Consider the following 18,944-nt stretch of genomic DNA (forward strand, 5'->3'; position numbering starts at 1 on the left):
GGTCCCGGCGAGACGAAGAGGCCGGAAATGGTTTCAGCGGTCCGGGCGGCCGGCGTCCGGCGGGTCGAGCGGCACGGGCAGGGCGTCGGTGGTGAGGGCGGCTTCCGGGGCGGCCAGGGCCGGGGCGGCGGCGGTGACGGTCCGGGAGCCGCCGGTGCCGAGGTCCCGGGCGGTGACGTGGAGGATGCCGTTGGCGTCGATGTCGACGGTGAGCTCGAGGCGGGGGGTGCCGGCCGGGGCGGGCGGGATGCCGGTGAGGTCGACGGTGAGCAGGCGCCGGTCGCCTTCCAGGACGCGGAAGCGGACCACCGGCTGGTCGTCGGCGTGGGTGGTGAACCGGTGGCTGACCTGGGTCGGGATCATCGTGTTGCGTTCGGCCAGGCACAGGAAGGCGCCGGCGGCGGTCTCGACGCTCAGCGGCATGGGCATGACGTCGAGGAGGATCACGTCGGAGATCCTGCCGATGAGGAGGCCGGCCTGGACGGCGGCGCCGGTGACCGCGGTGGACGGCGGCAGGCGGCGGAACGGGACGGCACGGCCGAGCGCGGTGCGGAGCAGTTCGTCGACGGCCGGGACGCGGGTGCCGCCGCCGAGGAGCAGGACCCGGTCGATGGTGGGCGCGGCGGCGTCCGCGAGGACCTGGTCGACGACGGCGCGGCAGCGTTCCAGCAGCGGGCGGGTGAGGGCGGAGAGCTCGGCGCGGGTGACCGTTTCCTGGAGGTGGACCGGGCCGTCGGGGGTGGTCGTGAGGTACGGCAGCCACACCTCGGCGCTCGTCGTCGAGGACAGCTGGACCTTGCACGTCTCAGCGGCCGCGGTGAGCCGCTGCTGCGCGGCCGGGTCGAAGGTGACGTCGGCGCTGTAGCGGTGCAGGACGCGGTGGCTCAGGTCGGCGGCGAGGAGGCGGTCCCAGTCGTCGCCGCCGAGGTGCTGGTCGCCGCCGGTGGCCTTGACCTCCACCGCGCCGTCGAAGATCTCGACGACGGCGACGTCCAGGGAGCCGCCGCCGAGGTCGAACACCAGGACGACCTCCTCGTCGGGGGCGCCGCGGGCGTGGTTGAGCGCCGTCAGGGCGGGGCCGCTGACCAGGCGGGCCGCCGGCAGCTCGGCACGGTTCGCGGCGGTGGCGAGGGCGGCGCGCTGGATGCGGTCGAAGCTCGCCGGGACGGTGATGACCGCGGCCTGGACCGGGCGCCCGAGGTGGGTCTCCGCGTCGGCGCGCAGCCGGGCCAGCAGGAGGGCGACGAGGTCCACGGCGGTGTGGCGGGTCCCGCCGCGGCTGACGGTCCGGCCGGTGGTGAGCCCCTGCCGCAGGCTCCGCATCGTGTACCGCGGGTTCGCCGCCGCCTGCCGGTCCGCGGCCGCGCCGACGAGTGTGGCGCCGTCCGCGGTGACGGCGACGACGGCCGGGGTCAGCAGCGCGCCCTCGGCATCGGGAATGAGGACCGGGTCGCCGGCCTCGTCGAGGACGGCGGCGCTGCAGCTGGTGGTGCCGAGGTCGACGCCGATCACCACCCCGCCCGGCGCGAACGTCGACGGCGCGCCGACGGTGTCGTCCCCCGCCTCGACGACGACAGGTGCTTCCGGCACGACACCCGGCGGCGGCGTGCCAAAAGGCGGCGAAGCAACAGCCGGCGAAGCAACCGGCGGCGGCGAAGCAACCGGCGGCGGCGAAGCAACCGGCGGCGGCGAAGCAACCGGCGGCGGCGAAGCAACCGGCGGCGGCGAAGCAACCGGCGGCGGGACGACAGGCGGCGCGACGACGGGAGCCGTTGCCGCCAGGTGCAGGGCACCCTCGGCGACGACGAGCTCCGGGCTGTCCAACGTGAACGGCGCCACCCGCAGCGCCCGGTGCAGGAGGGTGGCGGCGAGCGGTACCCGCGACGAACCGCCGACGAGAAACACCCCCGCGACCTCGTCGGACGGGACGCCGGTGCTGCGCAGCACGGCGACGGTGAGGTCGGTGGCGCGGGACAGCAGCGGCCGGGCGAGCCGCTCGAACTCCTCGCGGCTCACCAGCACCTCGGCGTCGACGAGCGGCACGTGCAGGTCCGCGGCCGGGCGGCGGGACAGCTGCTCCTTCACCCCGCGCGCGCCGAGGTACAGCTGATGCCGCGCCCGCCGGTCCGCGGCCGTGACGGGGTTGTCGAGCCGGGCCCACGCAGCACCGCCGGAGCCGCCGGAGCGTGCCCTGGCGTGCGAGACGACGGCGGCGTCCAGGTGCAGGCCGCCCGCGTCGAGGAGCCCGTCGCCGGCCAGGACGGTGAACCCGTCCGCGGTCCGCCGCACGACGCTGGCGTCGAACGTGCCCGCGCCCAGGTCGTACACGACGAGGCAGTGCCCGACGGGAAGCCGCTCACCCAGCACGTCGACGAAGTAGGCCGCGGCCGCGACCGGCTCGGCCACCAGCCGCACGCCGGGCAGCCCGGCCCGCTCGGCGGCGGCGGCGAGGATGCCGCAGCGGACGTTGCCCCACGCGCTCGGATGCGTCAGCACCACCGTGCCGGGCGGCCCGCCGGCGACCCGGACCGCCTCGTCCGCGACGGTCCGCAGGACGGCGGCGATCAGGTCGACGACCGGCACGGCCCGCTCCGCCAGCCAGACGCTGCCGTGGTCGACGCACTGCTTCGGGTTGGGCTCCCACCCGGCCGGCGCGGCGACCGCCGCGTGCGCCCCGTCGGCGCCGGTCAGCAGCGCCCCGCCGGCCGCGGCGAACACCCCGGACGGCAGCAGCGGCGACACCCCGAACAGCAGCGGCCGGACCCGCCCGTCCGCGCCGGCGAGCATCGCCACCGTGTTGGACGTGCCGAAGTCGATCCCAAGCTGACAGCCGCCCGCGCGCACGCCCCGACTGTAGGCGAGGACCTACTGGTACGACTCCGGCAGGCGGCTCTGCGGGTGCGCCCAGGCGACCACGTTGGGCAGGGCCTGCCTGTCGAAGAACGCGACGATCTCCGGGTCGGAGTGGCGCAGGCTGAAGTGCGTCAGAACGAAGGTCGTGGCCGGGTTGGCCGCGACGATCGGGCGCAGCTCGCTCCACACCGTGTGGCCGATGCGGCGGGCCCGGTCGAGCTGGTCGTCGTCGAGGAACGTGCACTCGGTGACGACGACCGGGTAGTCCAGCAGCCACGGTGCGCGGGTGAAGACGTCGGGGCGGGTGTCGCCGAGGAACGCGAAGCGCGGCGTCACCACCTCGTGGTCGATCTCGACGCCCTCGCGGCGTTTCGCGGCCAGGAGGCGGCCGTCGGACTTGAGCGCCTCGAACTCCGGTCTGATCGCCCGCCGCACCGACGAGAACGCGTAGCCGACGCACGGGACCTTGTGCGTGCAGTCCACGACGCGGACCCGGTGCGTGCCGCGCTTGCCGAGGGTGAGCTCGTCGCCGCCGCGCACGCCGTGCAGCCGCGACGCGGGGGCAAGCGCCGGGTCGTAGTCGGCGGAGTGGTTCAGGGAGCTGGTGGCCCGGATGTACCCCTCCGCGTGGGCGAGCGAGTCCGCCGGCAGGTAGATGTCGGCGCCGGACTCCTTGACCGCCACGTAGTCGAGCTCCTTGCTGTGGTCCAGGTGCGTGTGGGTCAGGAACACGGTGTCGGGCTGCCAGCCCTCGACGAGGCCGCAGTCGATGCCGGCCTTCAGCTCGGCCAGGAGGAAGAACGTCTTGTCGTTCGACCGTGAGTAGCCGCTCATGGTGACGCCCGCGCCGGGGATCGCCCACGACTTCCACTGGCGGAAGGGGTGCCCGCGGTCGAGCAGGTCTGCGTGCGGCATCGGGAGCCTCCCGTCGGCGTCAATGTCGACGGTACCGGCGGCGGCAAACCGTTTAGGCCGGCGCCCAGCTGAAGATCCGGGCGTTCGCGGTGACGGGCGGCGGCACCGTCCGCCGCAAGGACCGCAGGGACCGCAAGGGGCGCGGGTACGACGATTGATTCAGCCGTTCGGCAGCGCCGCATCGGCGCCCCCGGTCGATAGCATCTGACGGGCGGCAATCAGAGGGGCGGTCCCGTATGGCTGAGGAAGGCCTGATCAGGCTGGTGATCACGGACGGGCCGCAGGTGGACGCCGCGCGGGCCGCCACGACGCTGGGTCGCGAGCTGACCCGCGAAGGGGTGTCCCTCGGCGCCGAGACCGGCACCGGGCCGGACGGCAGCAAGAGCGGAGCGCTGGTCGCGGCCGGGTCGCTGCTGCTCAGCGGGGCGCTGTCGGTGCAGGCGGTCCGGTCGATCACGCAGATCGTGATGGGCGCCATGCGGCGCGGGCTGGCCGGGCAGATCAAGCTGCAGGACGGCGACCGGACCATCGAGATCGAGAATGCCACCCGCGACACGGAGCGGGCCCTCGTCGCCTGGCTGAACCGTTCGGAGCCGTGACCCGGTGGGGCGCTACGCGCTGCTGATCGCGGCGGGGGAGTACGAGGACCAGGCGCTCAGCCGGCTGCGGGCACCCAACCAGGACGTGACCCGGCTGGCGGTGATCCTCGAGGCGCCGGAGATCGGCGGGTTCACCGCCGTGCAGGTGCTGCAGGACACCACCGACGCGGGCGTGCGTGCGGCGGTCGAGGACCTGCTGGCCGACCGGCAGCGCGAGGATCTCGTCCTCGTCTACTTCTCCTGCCACGGCATCGTGGACCGGCAGCACCGCCTGTATTTCGCCGCCACGAACACCAGGCCCGGCCGGCCGGCGAGCACGGCCGTGTCGCGGTCGTTCGTCAACGAGCAGCTGGAGGCGTGCGCGGCGAGCGCGAAGGTGCTCATCCTCGACTGCTGTTACAGCGGGGCGTTCGCCGAGGGATTCAAGGCGGCGCCGGAGCGCGCGCTCGACGGGCAGATCGGCCGGGGATACGTGGTGCTCACCGCGTCGGACGCCTACGAGTACGCCTACGAGGGCGACAGCATGAAGGACGCCGCACCGCACGCGTCGATCTTCACCGACGTGCTGATCGAGGGGCTGAGCAGCGGCGCGGCCGACCTCGACGGGGACCGGCGGATCGGGGTCGACGAGCTGTTCCGCTACGTGAAGGACGGCGTCGGGCGGCGGCAGCCGAACCAGACGCCCCGGTTCTGGGCCAACGACGCGGAGCTGAACATCTTCCTGGCCGCCGTGCCGCAGCGGGGCGGCGCGGTCCCGCCCGCCCGCTATGGCACGGCGGCGAGGGCGAGCACCTACAACCGCAACCAGGTGACCATCGCGCGGGGGCTGCGGGGCGTCACCGACCGGGTCAGGCTGATGCTCGGGCCGGTGGGGCGGCGCATCGTGTTCGAGGACAAGCGCGGCACCTGGGCGGAGACCGACGACACGGCGGCGTTCGTCGCGCGGTACCACCCGGAGGATCCGCGGGACCGGCTCGGCACCGAGTACGCCACCGACATCGTCCGGCACGTGTACCGGCGGGCGGGCGACGGCGCCGCGACTGCGCTGATCCTGGCCCAGGCCATGGTGGACGGCGCGGCGGACGCGATGCGGGCCGGGGCGCACCCGATCGCGCTGGCTCGCGGGGTCGAGGCCGGGGTGGCCCGGGCGGTCGAAGCCCTGGGCGCACTGAGCCGGACGGTGGAGTCCAAGGAGCAGATCGATGCGCTCGTGGCGGCCGCCGGCAGCGTCGACGACGGTGGGATCCTCGCCAAGGCGATCGACCGGGTCGGCGGCCAAGGCGTCATCGTCGTCGAGGAGGGCGGCGTCGAAGGCCCGCAGCTCAACCTGTGCAAGGGGATGCGGTTCGACAACGGCTACCTCTCGGAGCATTTCGTCACCGACGCGGAGCGGATGGAGGCCGTCCTCGAGGACGCCGCCGTGCTCGTCGTGGACGGCCCGGTGTCGGACGTGCGCGGCCTGATCCCGCTTCTCGAGGTGGTCCTGAAGAGCGGCCGGCCGCTCGCGGTCATCGCCGACGACGTCGACGGTGAGGCGCTGCCCACGCTGGTGGTGAACAAGCTCAGGGAGACCTTGCAGTCGGTCGCCGTCGCGGCACCCGGGACCGGCGCGAGCCGCAAGGGCGTCCTGGCGGACATCGCCGTCGTCACCGGCGGGCAGGTGCTCACGCCGGCGATGCTGCCGGACGCGACGATCGAGTCGCTCGGTCGTGCCCGCCGGGTCGTGGTGACGGAGCACCGGACCACACTGATCGACGGCGCCGGCGACGCCGATCTCATCTACGCCCGCACCGAGCAGCTCCGCCGGGAGATCGGGCAGGCCGACCCCGGCTGGGATCGGGAGAGGCTGGAGGAGCGGCTGGCGAGGCTCGCCGGCGGCGTCGCCATCATCAAGGTCGGCGCGGCCCACGAGGTGGAGCTGCACGCGCGCCTGGGACGGCTGCACGCGATGGCGGCGCTCGCCCAGTCCCCGGCGGTCGACGGCGTCCTCCCCGGCGGGGCGACGAGCCTGTGCGCCGTCGCCGGCGAGGTGGCCGCGCAGGCCGGTCATGACGACCAGGGTCTCGGCCTGCGGATCGTCGCCGGGGCACTGAGCGCGCCCTACCGGCAGATCCTGGTCAACGCCGGCATCGCCGTCCCGGAGCCGCCGGGCCGGCAGATCGACGCCGTCACCGGCGCCCCGGCCGACCTGTTCGCCGGGCGCGTCTTCGATCGGCACGGCGTGCTGCGGGCCTCGCTCGAGGCCGCGATGTCCGCGGCGATCCGCTTCCTGAGAGTCGCATAGCCGGCACCTCCCGATCAGAGGGCGCGGGCGCGGAGCATGCGGCGGACCACGTCGATGCGTTCCGTCATGTACTTGCCGACCACGGGGGCCACGCCGGTGGCGACGGCTTCGGCGCGGTGCAGGTAGGCCTCGTCGACGGCGTGGACGGGGAAGAGGCGGCCGGCGAACACCATCGCGGGCATCATGCCGCCGCGGTGCAGCTGCGGGGCGAGGTCCAGGAACTGTTGCGCGTACGGGGCCAGCGCCATGTCCTGGCCGGGGCGCCAGAACGCGGTCGTGACGTGCCTGACGTCGCTGATCGGCACCTTGCGGTCCACGACGACCGTCTGCCAGACGGCCTCCTTGACGGCGGGGTCCGGGGACGCGGCCCGCACCGTCGTCGCGCGGACCCACGCCTCGGGGTCGGGGTCCAGGCCCAGCAGCAGCTCGATGTCGGCGGTCACGTCGCCGCCGAGCTCGGCGGCCCGCGCCAGCGCGCGCCACTGCAGGTCGATGTCGTCGCCGGCCGACTCCCGCAGCCGGGCGACCTCGTCGAGGCTGCCGGCGGTGCGGGCGAGGGTCCGCAGCGCCACCTGCGCCTGGTCGGGGTCCTCGGCGAGCCTGCGGCAGGCCGCGGCGACGGCAGCGGTCAGCTCCTGCCGGTCCGAGGGCGGCGACCACAGCTCCGCGGCGTCGGCGGCGAGGGTGAGGTACGGCTCGATCACCGACCCCGACGTCTCCACCTCCAGGACGCCGGTGAGGCCGCGGACCGCCTCGGCCGCGGTCGCCTCGCCGGCGAGCAGCATGTCCCAGACGGTGGCGAGGGCGACGCCGCGGGAGATCGCCGAGGGCAGCCCGGCCGCCGCGGGGAAGACCGACGGGCGGGTCGTCGCGAACGCCAGGTCCTCGTCGTTGACCAGGTACAGGTCGGCGGCCGGCAGGTCCACCGGGGTCGCCGGGCCGGTGACCTCGACGTGGACGAGGTCGACGCGGCGCAGCCGGGCACCGTCGGTGGCGTACGCCCCGATCGCGAGGACGTGCGGCCGGGGCGGGCCGCCGTCGGGACCGGTCGCCTCCAGGGAACCGGAGCCGCGCAGCGTGAGCCGGTCGGTGCCGGCGGTCTCCAGCCAGCCGGTCCGCCACGCGTTCAGGTCCCGGCCGCTGTGCTCGCCCAGCACGTCGATGAGGTCCTGCAGGGTCGTGTTCCGCCAGGCGTACCGCTCGAAGTACGCGGCCATGCCGGTGGCGAAGTCCGCCTCGCCGACGTACCGCATCAGCTGATGCAGGACCGAGGCGCCCTTCGGGTAGGTGATCGCGTCGAAGATCGACATGGCCTGTGCGACGTCGTGGATCGGCTGCCGGATCGGGTGGGTCGCCGGGCCCTGGTCGGCGAGGTACGCGGCGAGCTTCCCGCTCGCGAGGTGCCCGGCCCACGCGTCGGTGAACTCGGTGGCCCGCTCCGCCGCCCAGTTGCACGCGAACTCGGCGAACGCCTCGTTGAGCCACAGGTCGTCCCACCAGCGCATCGTGACGATGTTGCCGAACCACATGTGCGCCATCTCGTGCAGCAGGATCTTCGCCCGCAGCTCCCGCTCCGCCGGGGTGGGCGCGGAACGGTAGAGCACGGAGTCCGACCAGGTGACACAGCCGTAGTTCTCCATCGCTCCGCCGAACTCGGGGACGAAGACCTGGTCGTACCGGCGCTGCGGGAACGGCATCCGGAACACCTCGGCGTAGAAGGCCAGGCCCTGCCGGGTGAGCGTGAACAGCTCCTCGGCGTCCCGGTCGAGCACCGCCGCCAGGGACCGGCGGGTGAGCAGCCCGAGGTCGTGCCCGTCGGCCTCGCGCCGGATCTCGCAGAACGGCCCGGCGTTGACGACGGTGTTGTACACCGACAGCGGCGGCGTCGCGGGGAACACCCACCGCCGCGCGTCGCCGGCGGTCTCCACGACCGGGTCGCCGCTGTTGCTGACGACCGTCCAGTGCGCGGGGGCGAGGACCGTGAACTCGTGCGGCGCCTTCAGGTCCGGCTGGTCGAAGCACGCCCACACGAAGTGCGCCTCGTCCGGCTCGAACGTCGTCCACGCGTAGACCTCACCGTCGGCGGGGTCGACGGCCTTGTGCACGCCCTCGCCGTCGCGGGTGTTCACCTGGACGGTCTCGACCCGCAGGTGGTTGGCCGCGGCGAGCCGCGGCAGCGGGATCCGGCCGTCCTGCGCGGGCGGCAGCGCGGCACCGTTGAGCGTGCCGCCGACGACCTCGGCGGCGCAGTCGACGAAGCTGTCCGCGCCCGGCTCCCGGCACGTGAACGTCACCTCCGACACGCACCGCACCGCCGGCCCGGCCGGCAGATCGGTGAAGTCGATGTCGACGGCATACCGCTCGACGGTCAGCAGCGCGGCGCGGTGCTCGGCTTCGGCCTGCGTCAGGCTCCGGTTGCTCATCCCGCGATCCTAGGCGGTGGATAGATTGACAGCATGACCATTGACGACCTGGTGGTGAGCACGGCGGATCGGCCGTGGCAGCGTTCCGTGACCGGGCAGCCGGACGGCACCGGTGTGGCGCTCGACTTCGACGGGACGACCGACCAGGTCATGCGCGGGTTCGGCGGCTGTGTCAACGAGCTGGGCCACCGGGCGCTGGGGCAGCTGTCCGCCGCGGACCGGGAGGCGGTGCTGGACCTGCTGTTCGCGCCGGCCGCCGACGGGCTGCGGTTCACGGTGGCCCGGGTGCCGGTCGGCGCGAGCGACTACGCGACCTCCTGGTACAGCCACAACGAGACGCCCGGCGACTTCGGGATGCGCTCGTTCGGCATCGGGCGGGACCGGGAGGCGCTGCTGCCGTACCTGCGCGACGCCCAGGTCAGGGTGCCCAGGCTGCGGGTGGTCGCCTCGCCGTGGAGCCCGCCGACGTGGCTGAAGTCGCCGCCGGTGTACAACCACGGGACGCTGGTCGCCGACGACCGGCACCGCGACGCGTACGCCCTGTATCTCGCCCGGTTCGCGGAGGCGTACGCGGACGAGGGCGTGCCGGTGGCGGAGCTGCACGTGCAGAACGAGCCCGGCGCGGACCAGAAGTTCCCGTCGTGCGTGTGGTCGGCCCGCGCGATGGCGGACTTCGTCGGCGGGCACCTCGGGCCGATGTTCGCCGCGCGGCGCGTGGAGACCGGTATCTGGGTCGGCACGGTCAACGACGACGCGATCGCCACCGCCGCGACCGGGTGGCGGGACCACGCCTTCACGTGCCTCGTCGACCCGCGCGCCGCGCCGTACGTGCGGGGCGTGTCGATGCAGTGGGCGGGCCGGGCCAACATCGCCGCGCTGCACCGCGCGTTTCCGGACCTGCCGCTGACGCAGTCGGAGAGCGAGTGCGGCGACGGGACGAACACCTGGCAGTACGCGATGTACGTCAACGAGCTCTTCCGCCACTACCTGTCCAACGGGGCCGGCACCTACCTCAGCTGGAACATGGTCCTGCCCGCGGGCGGCCTGAGCACGTGGGGCTGGGCGCAGAACTCGCTCGTCACCGTCGACGGGGACACCTTCACGATCCGGCCGGAGTTCTGGGTGACGAAGCACTACGCGCACTTCGTGCGGCCGGGCGCGCGGCGGCTCGGGCTGCGCGGCCCGTGGTCGGCGCGCAGCGTCGCCTTCGAGAACCCGGGCGGCGGCCGGGTCCTGGTCACCGGCAACCCCCTCGACACGGCCGTGACGGTGGAGCTCGGCGCCGACACGTTCACGCTGCCGCCGTCGAGCGTCGCGACCGTGCTGCTCTAACGCCTCACAGCTGGATCAGCAGTACAGCGTGCACCAGGCGGTCAGGTCGCCGGGCGTGGCCGCGAGCGGGTCGAACGCCTCGATCCTCACGACCGGTCCTTTCCTTGCCGGTGCAGCGCCGCGGACAACAGTGCCACGGCCGGGGCGGTCAGCAGGGCGCAGACGAGCAGGGCGCGGCCGACGGAGAAGCGTTGCCCGATCCAGCCGACGGGCGGCCCGCCGGCGATCTCGCCGAACGCGCCGACCATGCCGACCGCCGACAGGACCGTGGCGCGGTCGTGCCGCTGCGTCCGCCCGATCAGCCAGGTCGTCCACAGTGGATCGGCGGCGGCCCGGACGGCGCCGGCGACCAGGAACGCGGCGGCCGCCACGGCGAAGCGGCCCGTGAGCGCGAACCCGGCCATCGCCGCGACCTGGACCGCCTGCAGGACGACGAGCAGCCGGCCGAGCCGGGCCGGCGGCAGGCCGGCCGTGCGGCGGCGCAGCAGCTCGGTGAGCGGGATGGCGGCGAGGGTACCGGCGACGGCGAGCGCGCCGAGCCACACCACAGCGGGGCCGGCCGGGGGAGCGGCGGCCAGCAGATGGTCCTGGCTGAGGCGGTCGTACCCCTCCCGGCCGAGCGCCACGAACACCGTCGCCCCGGCCAGGGCCAGCAGCACGGGGTCGCGCCACCGCACGGGTGCGCTCCCGGCGGGCGCGGCGGGCCGGAAGCCGGTCTCGCGCATCGCCACCGCCAGGAACGCGCCGAGGGCGAGCCAGGCGGCGCCGCCCACCACGACCGGCAGCCACAGGTCCACGGCGGCGAGCCCGATGGCGGCGAACATGCCCAGCACCGTGCACGCCTGCCCGACCTGCGCGCCGCGGGTCAGCACCGCGCCGATCCGCTCCTCGCCGAGCTCGTCGGCGGCCCACGCCTCGAACGCGCCGTCGAAGCAGGCCGCGCCCACGCCCCACAGGGCGGTCCCGGCGACGATCGCGGCGAACGACGGCGACGCGCCCTGCAGCACGGTGCCGCCGCCGGTGAGCAGCACCCCGGCGAGGACGGCCGGCCGCCGCCCGCGCAGGTCCGCGAGGCGCCCGGCGGGCAGCTGCGCGACCAGGTACACGGTTTCGAGGACCGTGCCGACCAGGACGAGCTGCAACGGTCCCAGGCCCGCGGTGCTGATCTGATAGACCAGGTTCAGCGTGTACGCGCACGCCGAGCCGAACGCGGTGACCGCACTGATGGCGAGGAAGACGCCGTACTGGCGCATCCGGAGATGCTATCGGCCGCTGGTACCGTCGCCGCATGACCGATCATGGCGTCGATCTCGTGACCCGGGCGCTGGGACGGCCGCTGCCTTTCGCGTGCCAGCGGCAGCCCGGACCGCCCGCCGACGGCGACGACCTGCCGGCGAGCCTGCGGTTCTGGCTCGCCAACGACACCACGCTCTTCGACATGGACGCGGCGCCGGAGCCGCGGCGGTCGCTCGGGGACCTCGTCGAGGCGGAGCTCGGCGAGCCGTGGGGCGAGATGTTCCAGGAGCTGTCCGCGCGGTTCCCGTCGTGCGTGCTGCTGCCCGGCGGGTCCGACTCGCGGCGGGTGCTCGCGCTCGGCGACCCCGACGGGGCCGGCGAGTCCGCCGTCTTCGCGGTCGACTGCGACGACATGCCGTTCATCGGGCTCATGTACCCGGGCTTCGACTGCTACGTCGCCGACGCGGCCGGACTGCTGCGGACGTCGCTGGACGGCTACCTGTGGCCGGTCGGCGATCGCGGCTACGAGGCGCGCGCCAAGCATCACCGGGACGTCCGGCTGGGCGGCGCCACCTATCTAGAGTTCCCGTTCTGACGCGGCGTGGAAGAAGTCACCGCCCTTGCGGTGCACGTCGTCGGTGCCCCACGCGCGCTCCTCGGCGGTGACCTTCCGTAGGTGCGGGATGTGTTTCGCGCAGTGGATGTACGCCTCGTCGACCTGCACCGTGACCCACCGCTCCGCCCTGCGGCCGGGGACGGTCTCCACCGGCAGGTCCGGGTGCGCCCGGCGCAGCTGCGCGTCGGGCACGATCGTCGCGTGCCCGTTGACGTGCAGGCCGATCACGTCGCGGAAGAAGTCCACGAAGATCAGCCCGACGTTCGGGTTCTCCAGGATGTTGCCGAGGCTGGCCATGACGCCGTTGCCGCGGTACTCCGGCCAGGCGACCCGGCCCGGCTCCAGGACCCGCACGAAGCCCGGCGGTCCGGCCCGGAACGTGCAGTCGGCGTGCCCGAGCGCGCTCGCCGTGGCGACGAACATCATCTCCTGCCGCCCGACGAACGCCGCCATGTCCGCGTTGAGCTCGGGCAGCACCTGCTGCCGGTAGAACCGGTCCGCCCGATCGACCGTCCCGAACCGCTGCTGCAACAGGTGCTCGCCCGCGGATCCGGGCAGTCCCGTGCCGGTCATCGTGTCCACCGCTGCCTCCGACGTCGACACCACGAAGACGGGCAGTCTTTCACCCGAAAGTAGCGGGGTGTCGCACATCGGGTACGTCGGCAGCACATTGTTGCCAGGATATCTTCGTGACCGATATATTGGTGGAGTGTCGTCACCACTGCGGGAACCGACCTTTCTCATCCTCACCGCGCTCGCCCGGGCGCCGATGCACGGCTACGGGCTGATCACCGAGGTGGCCGAGCTGTCCGGCGGGCGGGTCGAGCTGCGCCCAGGCACGCTGTATGGCGCCCTGGACCGGCTCACGGACGACGGCCTGGTCGTCCCCGACCGCGAGGAGATCGTCGACGGCCGCGCCCGCAAGTATTACCGGCTCACCGATGCCGGCGACGGAGCCCTGCGCGCCGAGACGGAGCGCCTGCGCCGGCACGTGGCGGCCGCCACCGTCCGCCTGGCCGCCCGCGACGCCGGCGTGACCCTTCCCCGCCTGCGCCCGGCGGGCGGTGCCGCATGACCCTCCGGGACCGCTATGTGGCCCTGCTGCGCTGCTATCCGCCGGTGTACCGGGCCGAGCGCGGCGACGAGATCGTGGACACCTACCTGGACCTGGCCCGCCCGGGACAGCGCTGGCCCCGGCCCGGCGACGTCACCGACCTGCTCCGCGGCGGCCTCCGCCAGCACCTGCGCGCCCGGCACGCCCTCGGCCTCCTCGACGCCGCCCCGCTCGCCGGCACCCTCGCCCTCGCCACCGCCGCGGCGCTGTCGGCGGTCTGGCTGGTCGGCGTCGAGCTGCTCCCCGTCCCCGACGGCATCGCGTGGTCCGGCTTCGGCCCGTTCCTGACGCTCGGCGCCGCCGTCTGGATCGCCTGGCTGCTCGCCGCCGTGGCGGCGCTCGCCGGCTTCGCCCGCCCGTTCGTGCTCGTCGCGCTGCTGACCACGGCCGCGGTCGTGCCGGCCGCCGCGCTGACGTCGCTGGTGCGCCCGCCGCTGCTGGTCCTGGTGCCACAGCTGGCGCTGGGCCTCGCCGCCCTCGGCGTCCCGCGCCGCCGCCAGGTGCTGCCGCCGCTCGCCGCCGCCGTCGCGGCCGGCTGCATGCTGGTGACCGGCCTGACCGGCTACTACTACGCCCTGGCCACCGCCCTGCCCGCGGCCGGCCAGCTCCTGGCCGTCGCGGCGCTGGCGGCCGGGGCCGGGTTCGCGATCCGCCGCGACGCCCGAGGGTGGTGGCCGGTGCTTCTCCTGCTCGGCCCGGTCCTGCTGCTCCAGGTGTCGCTCGCCGGCACCTCCCAGCAGCGGTGGCCGTCCTGGCCGGCGGCGGCCATCGCCACGGCCGCGTCCATCGTGGCGGCCGCGGTCGCCCTCGCCGTCGCGCTTCACCTCCGAGGCCGCCGCCACGCTTCCCGGCCCGCCACCCGCTGCCCCGCCTGCGGCGCCCCCCAGCCGGCGGAATAGCGCGCTATCGCAGAAGAATCCCCAGGTACCGTTCGAAGAGCTCGACGAGGTCTGCTCCGCTGATGACGGATACGTTGTAGTGATCTGCTGCCGCTCGGCCGGCCCTCGTGAGATCTGCTGTCGTGACGAGGAGTCCGCCCTCTGCGCCCAGCTTCTCCATGACGTGCCGCACCACGCGAAGGTCCTGGACCGCGACCTCCGTCCCGAGCCGCCGCAACTTGATCTCGACCGGAATTCTCCGCCCCGGCCCCTCCGGCGCGGTCACGAGCAGGTCGCACATCCGGCGGAAAGGTTCGGGAGGTGCCTCGACCGCATAGTCCATCTCAACGAGAAGGTCGGCCACCAGCCTTTCGAATCGGGTGTGTGAGATGTCCTCGACAATGACCGTTTCGGGTTCCGGTGGATCGTTCAGCACCGCGCGCAGTTCTTCGACCACGCTTTCGGCGACGCCTCCGTCAAGGTGGACGGCGACGCCTTGCACGTAGTCAGGCAGGGTGGCGAGCAGGAGATCCGCGCCCGTGGTTTCGAGGAGCTCCTGCCGCAGCTCCGGTCTCGTGCACGGAGGACCGCCACCCGGGTCCGGCGCATACCAGTCCGACTTGACGTCGTTGGTCACCAGCAACACGTGCCGAGGCCGGGGGTCGCTGATCAGCACGTGATCCATGATCTGGCGCCAGAGAACGTAGTCGCCGGCCTGGCGCACGGGCGTCGGCTTCCCGATGTCTTTGTAGCCGGGAGGCTGGAGGTTGGGAAATCTGAAGTGCAATGCCTCGTTGACCAGCTCCCGCAGTTTGTATCCGTTGTACGGCGGTCCGATCCGGTCGCCGATGACCTGCTCGATGGCCGCCAGCACCGGATCCTCGCCGTTGACGTCGCTCGGGCCGATGTCGTGTTCCCGCTCGATCGCGGACAGCTCGTCCAGAGCCGGCCGCATGAGCTCCTTGATCTTCAGCCGTACCGACGCGTCATCCAGACCGTGGGTGTCCATGTCCCACGGTCGCGTGGTCATACTGCCCGCCCGCGTCGCGTCGAACGCCGCGAGTGCCCTGCGGACCACGGCGGTGACGTCGTTCGCGACGCCGTTCAGCGTCTTCCTGGCGGTGCTGAATTCCTGCATGCGGGCCTGTGCGGCCTTGAGGCGGTTCCTGCTGAACTCCAACCCTGTCTGGTGCGGGATCCAGAGGCGGGCCCCGACCTTCTCGAGGGCCGCCAGGACGGACCCGCGGGTCGGGCCGGTCACGCGGTACAGGTCGAGAAGGGCGTTGGCGTCCAGCACCACCAGGCCCGATGTGAAGAACGATCGAGGCTCCGGCGCGTCGCCGAGCCACGCCGTGAACCGGTCGGTCAGGCGTCCAACGGCGGGATTCGGCCAATGCTCGGGCATGGGCATCAAGGTACAAGCGGCGGTACGGGAGGGCGGGACGGGACGTCAGCCCTTGACGGTGAGAAGGGGGCGCAGCTCGGCGACCGGCATCGCCACCTCCGCGGAGGAGAGGCTGCGCACGACCGGGCCGACCTCCTTGTAGGCCCACGGCGCCTCCTGTTTGAGGTCACGGCGCCAGGCGTCGAGGATGTCGCGGCGGCCGGCGAGGGCGGGGTCGCGGTGGTTCAGCGGGGTCACGACGCGGAACTCCGCGAGGAAGGCGTCGAGCTCGGCGTCGCCGCCGCGGGACGCCGAGCCGCGGGGGACGCTACGGCCGGCGCCGTGGCAGGCGCTCTGCAGGGCGCGGGTATTGCCGAGGCCGCGCAGGAGGTGGCTGGGGGCGCCCATCGAGCCCGGCACGATGACCGGCTCGCCGAACGGGGCCTGCGTCGTGGCGCCGCCGGCGGGAGTGGCGCCCTTGCGGTGCACCACCGTGCCGTCCGGGCCGGGCCAGAGGAGGTTGTGCGGGGACTCGTACACCAGGCGGGAGTCGAACTCGCCGGGCACCGCGGCGGCGAGTCCGGCCCGCATCATCAGGGCGAGGAAGAAGCGGTTGCCGATCGCGAAGTTCGCGGCGTTGGCGAAAGCGGTCAGGTACCTCTCGCGGCGGGCGGCGCCGGCCTCGTCCAGCAGCATCGGCAGGATCCGGTTGCGGGGCACCGGCATGCCGGCCGGCCACAGGGCGCGGGCCTGGTCCAGGCCGGTCGAGTTGGCCTGGTGGCCCAGGGACAGCGACCCCGTGTGCACCATCAGCACCACCCGGCCGGGGACGAGGCCCCAGGCGTAGGCGGCGGCGCCGTCGTGGACCTCCGACACGTACTGCAGCTCGGCGAAGTGGTTGCCGCCGCCGACGCTGCCGATGATGCTGTCGTAGCTGGTGCCGCCGCCGCTGGTGATCCAGTCGTCGAAGCCGGCGGCGGACGCGGCCGGGTGGCCCGCGGTGTGCAGGTTGTCGGGTGCGAGGTCGTCGGCGCGGACCTGCGCCCAGGCGCCCTCCGTGCCGGCCGGGACGCCCGCGGCCAGCAGGCCCGGCAGGCCGTCGCGGAGCAGGCCCTCGCGGTGGGCGGGGGTGAGGCCGATGCGCCGGCCGCCCTCGAAGAACAGGTGCCGCAGGTGCTGCTCGAGCCGGTCCAGGTGCGGCCGGACCCGGTCGACGGTCAGTGACGTGGCTTCGACCCGCATCCCGCAGTTGATGTCGTTGCCGACCGCCTGCGGGATGAGGGCGCCGGTGGTCTGCAGGACGGTGCCGATCGGGATCCCGGCGCCCTTGTGGAAGTCGGGGGTGCACACGACCCGGTCCAGACGCGCGCCCATCGCGTCGAGCGTGGCCGCCGTCTCCACCACGGTCAGCAGCTCGTCGACCGCCGCGGACTCGATCGGCACGTCCGGGCCGGCGCAGATCTCGACGGGCACGTCATACGGGTTGGGCAGGGTCAGCCAGGAGTCGTCGGTGCGGGCGAGGCGCGGATCGAGCCGTTTGGTGGTCGACATGGTCCGCCCAGGGTAGGGACGTGCCCCGCCCGCCGTAAACGAAATTATCCGTCGTAGCTCGCCTGCTTGACGGCGAACACGTTGCGGTGCCCGACCTGCTCCTGCAGCGACCACAGCAGGTCCGCCTCGGTGGCGTCCTCCCAGTAGCTGATGCTCTCGCCGCCGCTGACCCAGGCGTAGGTGTGCGCGCCGGCCGAGGGCGTCCAGTAGTACAGCTGCTTGGACCCGGACGAGTTGAACCACCAGCGGTTGTTGTGCGACGCGACGCCGTTCAGCTTGTACCAGGGCAGCTGCAGCGCCTGGGTGGCCGTGGTGCTCGCGGCCAACGTGGTGGCCCCGGCGGCGAACGGGAAGCGGACCGCGCGCGGCGCCCGGTTGGGGTAGTCGGCGCAGCCGGACGGGCACGTGTACTCGGTCATGACGATCGAGCGGCTGACCCGGTCCAGCGAGATCGACGACCAGGCGAGGTTCGTGCCGGAGGTGGTGGCGGCGCTGACGGTGCCGATCTGCGGCAGGACGTACGCGTAGTTGTGCGCGTAGTAGGTGGTGGCGTTCTGCCGGCCGATCTGCCCGGCGGTGCCGCCGGTGTTCGTCTTCAGGATCTTGCGCATGTCGAAGACGCGCATGCCGCGGCCGGTGTCGGCGACGTACAGGTAGTCGCCGAACCACGAGACGCCACCGGCGTGGATCTTGATGTCCTTGAAGTTCGGCGCCGCGGTCGTGCCGGTCGGCTCGACGAGCAGGACCTTGCGGTACTTGTTCGGGTAGGTGGCGTCCCAGTCCACCAGGGTGATCCGGCTGCGCGAGGACGCCCCGTCGCAGCCGTCCTTGGTGTACCAGCTGACCAGGATCAGCTGGTGGCCGTCGTAGTTGCCGCTGTTCGCGGTGCCGATCGCGTCGCGGCTGGTGGTGATGCCCTGCGGGAAGTTGGCGCAGTCGCCGTCGTCGCCGGAGTCGAACTGGAACCCGGTCTCGTAGCTGATCCCGAGCGAGTCGGTGATCCCGGACCGGTCGTGGTTGGCGTTGTCCATGACGGTGTGCACGGCCGCGGTGCCCAGCGTCGACACCAGCGCCGAATTCACGGCGTCGAACTGGTGGTAGTCCGCCGCCAGGGTGAACTGGCCGGCCGGCAGCGCGGTCGGTGCCGCGGCGGCGGAAGCGCTGGTGGTGGCGGTGAACAGCGTCGCGGCGACGGTGACCCCGGCGGCGACGGCAGCGAAGACTCTCATAGACAAGTGACGATAGCTGCCCGGTTGTGCGGTCGATCACACGGGTGCGGTCCGTTTCGGTTCAGCGAGGCATGGGCATCACTGAGTCAGGTTGAAAACGGCGGATTGCAGGAGGAGCAATGACAGTCACTGGGATCATCACCGCGCTGATCGTCGGTCTGATCGTGGGCGCGCTCGGGCGGCTCGTGGTCCCCGGCCGTCAGCACATGTCCATCTTGCTGACCATGGTCGTCGGTGTCGTCGCGGCGCTGCTGGGCACCGTCCTGGCCAACGCCGTCGGCATCGCCACTGACACGCCGGGCGTCGACTGGGGCGAGCTCGTCGTCCAGGTGATCGTCGCCGCCGTGGGTGTGGCACTGGTCGCCGGCATCAGCGGCCGCCGTCGGGCCCTCTGAGGACCCGCACGACACTGGAGCTTCCCAGCGGTGGGGGGGGGGGGGGGGAGGGGGGGGGGGGGGGGGGGGGGGGGGGGGGGGGGGGGGGGGGGGGGGGGGGGGGGGGGGGGGGGGGGGGGGGAGGGGCACCACCCA

The 18,944-nt window shown here is 73.4% G+C and carries 15 protein-coding genes; 7 read left to right on the forward strand and 8 right to left on the reverse strand.

Annotated elements, in window-relative coordinates; translation table 11 throughout:
* Positions 1 to 33: 33 nt before the first annotated feature.
* The gene (locus ACZ6TV_RS24290) at positions 34 to 2,844 is read right to left on the reverse strand and encodes an Hsp70 family protein (protein WP_465299521.1); all 2,811 of its coding nucleotides are present in this window, start codon (positions 2,842 to 2,844) and stop codon (positions 34 to 36) included.
* A 21-nt stretch (positions 2,845 to 2,865) separates the two neighbouring features.
* On the reverse strand, positions 2,866 to 3,768 hold the full coding sequence (locus ACZ6TV_RS24295) for an MBL fold metallo-hydrolase (protein WP_465299522.1): 903 nt from the start codon (positions 3,766 to 3,768) through the stop codon (positions 2,866 to 2,868).
* Positions 3,769 to 4,004: 236 nt separating this feature from the next.
* Between ACZ6TV_RS24295 and ACZ6TV_RS24300 the strand changes: the two genes are divergently transcribed.
* Complete coding sequence (locus ACZ6TV_RS24300) at positions 4,005 to 4,367, forward strand: hypothetical protein (protein ID WP_465299523.1); 363 nt, start codon at positions 4,005 to 4,007, stop codon at positions 4,365 to 4,367.
* Between the two features lie 4 nt (positions 4,368 to 4,371).
* On the forward strand, positions 4,372 to 6,651 hold the full coding sequence (gene groEL, locus ACZ6TV_RS24305) for a chaperonin GroEL (RefSeq protein ID WP_465299524.1): 2,280 nt from the start codon (positions 4,372 to 4,374) through the stop codon (positions 6,649 to 6,651).
* A gap of 14 nt (positions 6,652 to 6,665) precedes the next feature.
* Here groEL and pepN read toward each other — a convergent pair whose 3' ends face one another.
* Positions 6,666 to 9,074: an aminopeptidase N gene (gene pepN, locus ACZ6TV_RS24310; RefSeq protein ID WP_465299525.1), complete on the reverse strand. Its 2,409-nt coding sequence runs from the start codon at positions 9,072 to 9,074 to the stop codon at positions 6,666 to 6,668.
* 33 nt (positions 9,075 to 9,107) lie between these two features.
* On the opposite strand from pepN, the gene ACZ6TV_RS24315 reads away from it, so the two are divergent.
* Positions 9,108 to 10,406, forward strand: coding sequence for a glycoside hydrolase family 30 protein (locus tag ACZ6TV_RS24315; RefSeq protein ID WP_465299526.1), 1,299 nt, complete (start codon positions 9,108 to 9,110; stop codon positions 10,404 to 10,406).
* Between the two features lie 86 nt (positions 10,407 to 10,492).
* Here ACZ6TV_RS24315 and ACZ6TV_RS24320 read toward each other — a convergent pair whose 3' ends face one another.
* Positions 10,493 to 11,659 (reverse strand): MFS transporter, encoded by a 1,167-nt coding sequence (locus ACZ6TV_RS24320; RefSeq protein ID WP_465299527.1) that lies wholly within the window; start codon positions 11,657 to 11,659, stop codon positions 10,493 to 10,495.
* A 35-nt stretch (positions 11,660 to 11,694) separates the two neighbouring features.
* Between ACZ6TV_RS24320 and ACZ6TV_RS24325 the strand changes: the two genes are divergently transcribed.
* A complete protein-coding gene (locus ACZ6TV_RS24325) occupies positions 11,695 to 12,237 on the forward strand; it encodes a hypothetical protein (RefSeq protein ID WP_465299528.1) in 543 nt (180 codons plus the stop codon).
* Here ACZ6TV_RS24325 and ACZ6TV_RS24330 read toward each other — a convergent pair.
* Positions 12,220 to 12,831 (reverse strand): pyridoxamine 5'-phosphate oxidase family protein, encoded by a 612-nt coding sequence (locus tag ACZ6TV_RS24330; protein WP_465299529.1) that lies wholly within the window; start codon positions 12,829 to 12,831, stop codon positions 12,220 to 12,222. The genes ACZ6TV_RS24325 and ACZ6TV_RS24330 overlap by 18 nt on opposite strands.
* A 136-nt stretch (positions 12,832 to 12,967) precedes the next feature.
* On the opposite strand from ACZ6TV_RS24330, the gene ACZ6TV_RS24335 reads away from it, so the two are divergent.
* Both ACZ6TV_RS24335 and ACZ6TV_RS24340 read left to right on the forward strand, forming a co-directional pair.
* Entirely contained in the window at positions 12,968 to 13,333 is a 366-nt protein-coding gene (locus tag ACZ6TV_RS24335) for a PadR family transcriptional regulator (RefSeq protein WP_465299530.1), read from the forward strand.
* A complete protein-coding gene (locus tag ACZ6TV_RS24340; protein ID WP_465299531.1) occupies positions 13,330 to 14,271 on the forward strand; it encodes a hypothetical protein in 942 nt (313 codons plus the stop codon). The genes ACZ6TV_RS24335 and ACZ6TV_RS24340 overlap by 4 nt, the downstream gene beginning before the upstream one ends.
* A 4-nt stretch (positions 14,272 to 14,275) precedes the next feature.
* On the opposite strand, the gene ACZ6TV_RS24345 is transcribed toward ACZ6TV_RS24340, so the two are convergent.
* The 3 genes from ACZ6TV_RS24345 to ACZ6TV_RS24355 are packed head-to-tail and all read right to left on the reverse strand — an operon-like array spanning position 14,276 to position 18,414.
* Positions 14,276 to 15,655, reverse strand: a complete 1,380-nt coding sequence (locus ACZ6TV_RS24345; protein ID WP_465299532.1) for a PIN-like domain-containing protein — start codon at positions 15,653 to 15,655, stop codon at positions 14,276 to 14,278.
* Between the two features lie 45 nt (positions 15,656 to 15,700).
* A complete protein-coding gene (locus tag ACZ6TV_RS24350; RefSeq protein ID WP_465299533.1) occupies positions 15,701 to 17,185 on the reverse strand; it encodes an RtcB family protein in 1,485 nt (494 codons plus the stop codon).
* A 44-nt stretch (positions 17,186 to 17,229) separates the two neighbouring features.
* Entirely contained in the window at positions 17,230 to 18,414 is a 1,185-nt protein-coding gene (locus ACZ6TV_RS24355; RefSeq protein ID WP_465299534.1) for a hypothetical protein, read from the reverse strand.
* A gap of 119 nt (positions 18,415 to 18,533) precedes the next feature.
* Here ACZ6TV_RS24355 and ACZ6TV_RS24360 point away from each other — a divergent pair, with 119 nt between their 5' ends.
* Positions 18,534 to 18,809, forward strand: coding sequence for a GlsB/YeaQ/YmgE family stress response membrane protein (locus ACZ6TV_RS24360; RefSeq protein ID WP_465299535.1), 276 nt, complete (start codon positions 18,534 to 18,536; stop codon positions 18,807 to 18,809).
* Positions 18,810 to 18,944 lie beyond the last annotated feature (135 nt).

This window comes from Dactylosporangium sp. NPDC051087, from assembly GCF_055586325.1.

Bases quoted from the DNA above. Each gene is read 5' to 3' on its own strand.
- ACZ6TV_RS24350 (WP_465299533.1), bottom strand. From the start codon at position 17,185: ATGTCGACCACCAAACGGCTCGATCCGCGCCTCGCCCGCACCGACGAC.
- ACZ6TV_RS24360 (WP_465299535.1), top strand. From the start codon at position 18,534: ATGACAGTCACTGGGATCATCACCGCGCTGATCGTCGGTCTGATCGTG.
- ACZ6TV_RS24345 (WP_465299532.1), bottom strand. From the start codon at position 15,655: ATGCCCGAGCATTGGCCGAATCCCGCCGTTGGACGCCTGACCGACCGG.
- ACZ6TV_RS24340 (WP_465299531.1), top strand. From the start codon at position 13,330: ATGACCCTCCGGGACCGCTATGTGGCCCTGCTGCGCTGCTATCCGCCG.
- ACZ6TV_RS24315 (WP_465299526.1), top strand. From the start codon at position 9,108: ATGACCATTGACGACCTGGTGGTGAGCACGGCGGATCGGCCGTGGCAG.
- ACZ6TV_RS24325 (WP_465299528.1), top strand. From the start codon at position 11,695: ATGACCGATCATGGCGTCGATCTCGTGACCCGGGCGCTGGGACGGCCG.
- ACZ6TV_RS24330 (WP_465299529.1), bottom strand. From the start codon at position 12,831: ATGACCGGCACGGGACTGCCCGGATCCGCGGGCGAGCACCTGTTGCAG.
- ACZ6TV_RS24355 (WP_465299534.1), bottom strand. From the start codon at position 18,414: ATGAGAGTCTTCGCTGCCGTCGCCGCCGGGGTCACCGTCGCCGCGACG.
- ACZ6TV_RS24320 (WP_465299527.1), bottom strand. From the start codon at position 11,659: ATGCGCCAGTACGGCGTCTTCCTCGCCATCAGTGCGGTCACCGCGTTC.
- ACZ6TV_RS24295 (WP_465299522.1), bottom strand. From the start codon at position 3,768: ATGCCGCACGCAGACCTGCTCGACCGCGGGCACCCCTTCCGCCAGTGG.
- ACZ6TV_RS24300 (WP_465299523.1), top strand. From the start codon at position 4,005: ATGGCTGAGGAAGGCCTGATCAGGCTGGTGATCACGGACGGGCCGCAG.
- pepN (WP_465299525.1), bottom strand. From the start codon at position 9,074: ATGAGCAACCGGAGCCTGACGCAGGCCGAAGCCGAGCACCGCGCCGCG.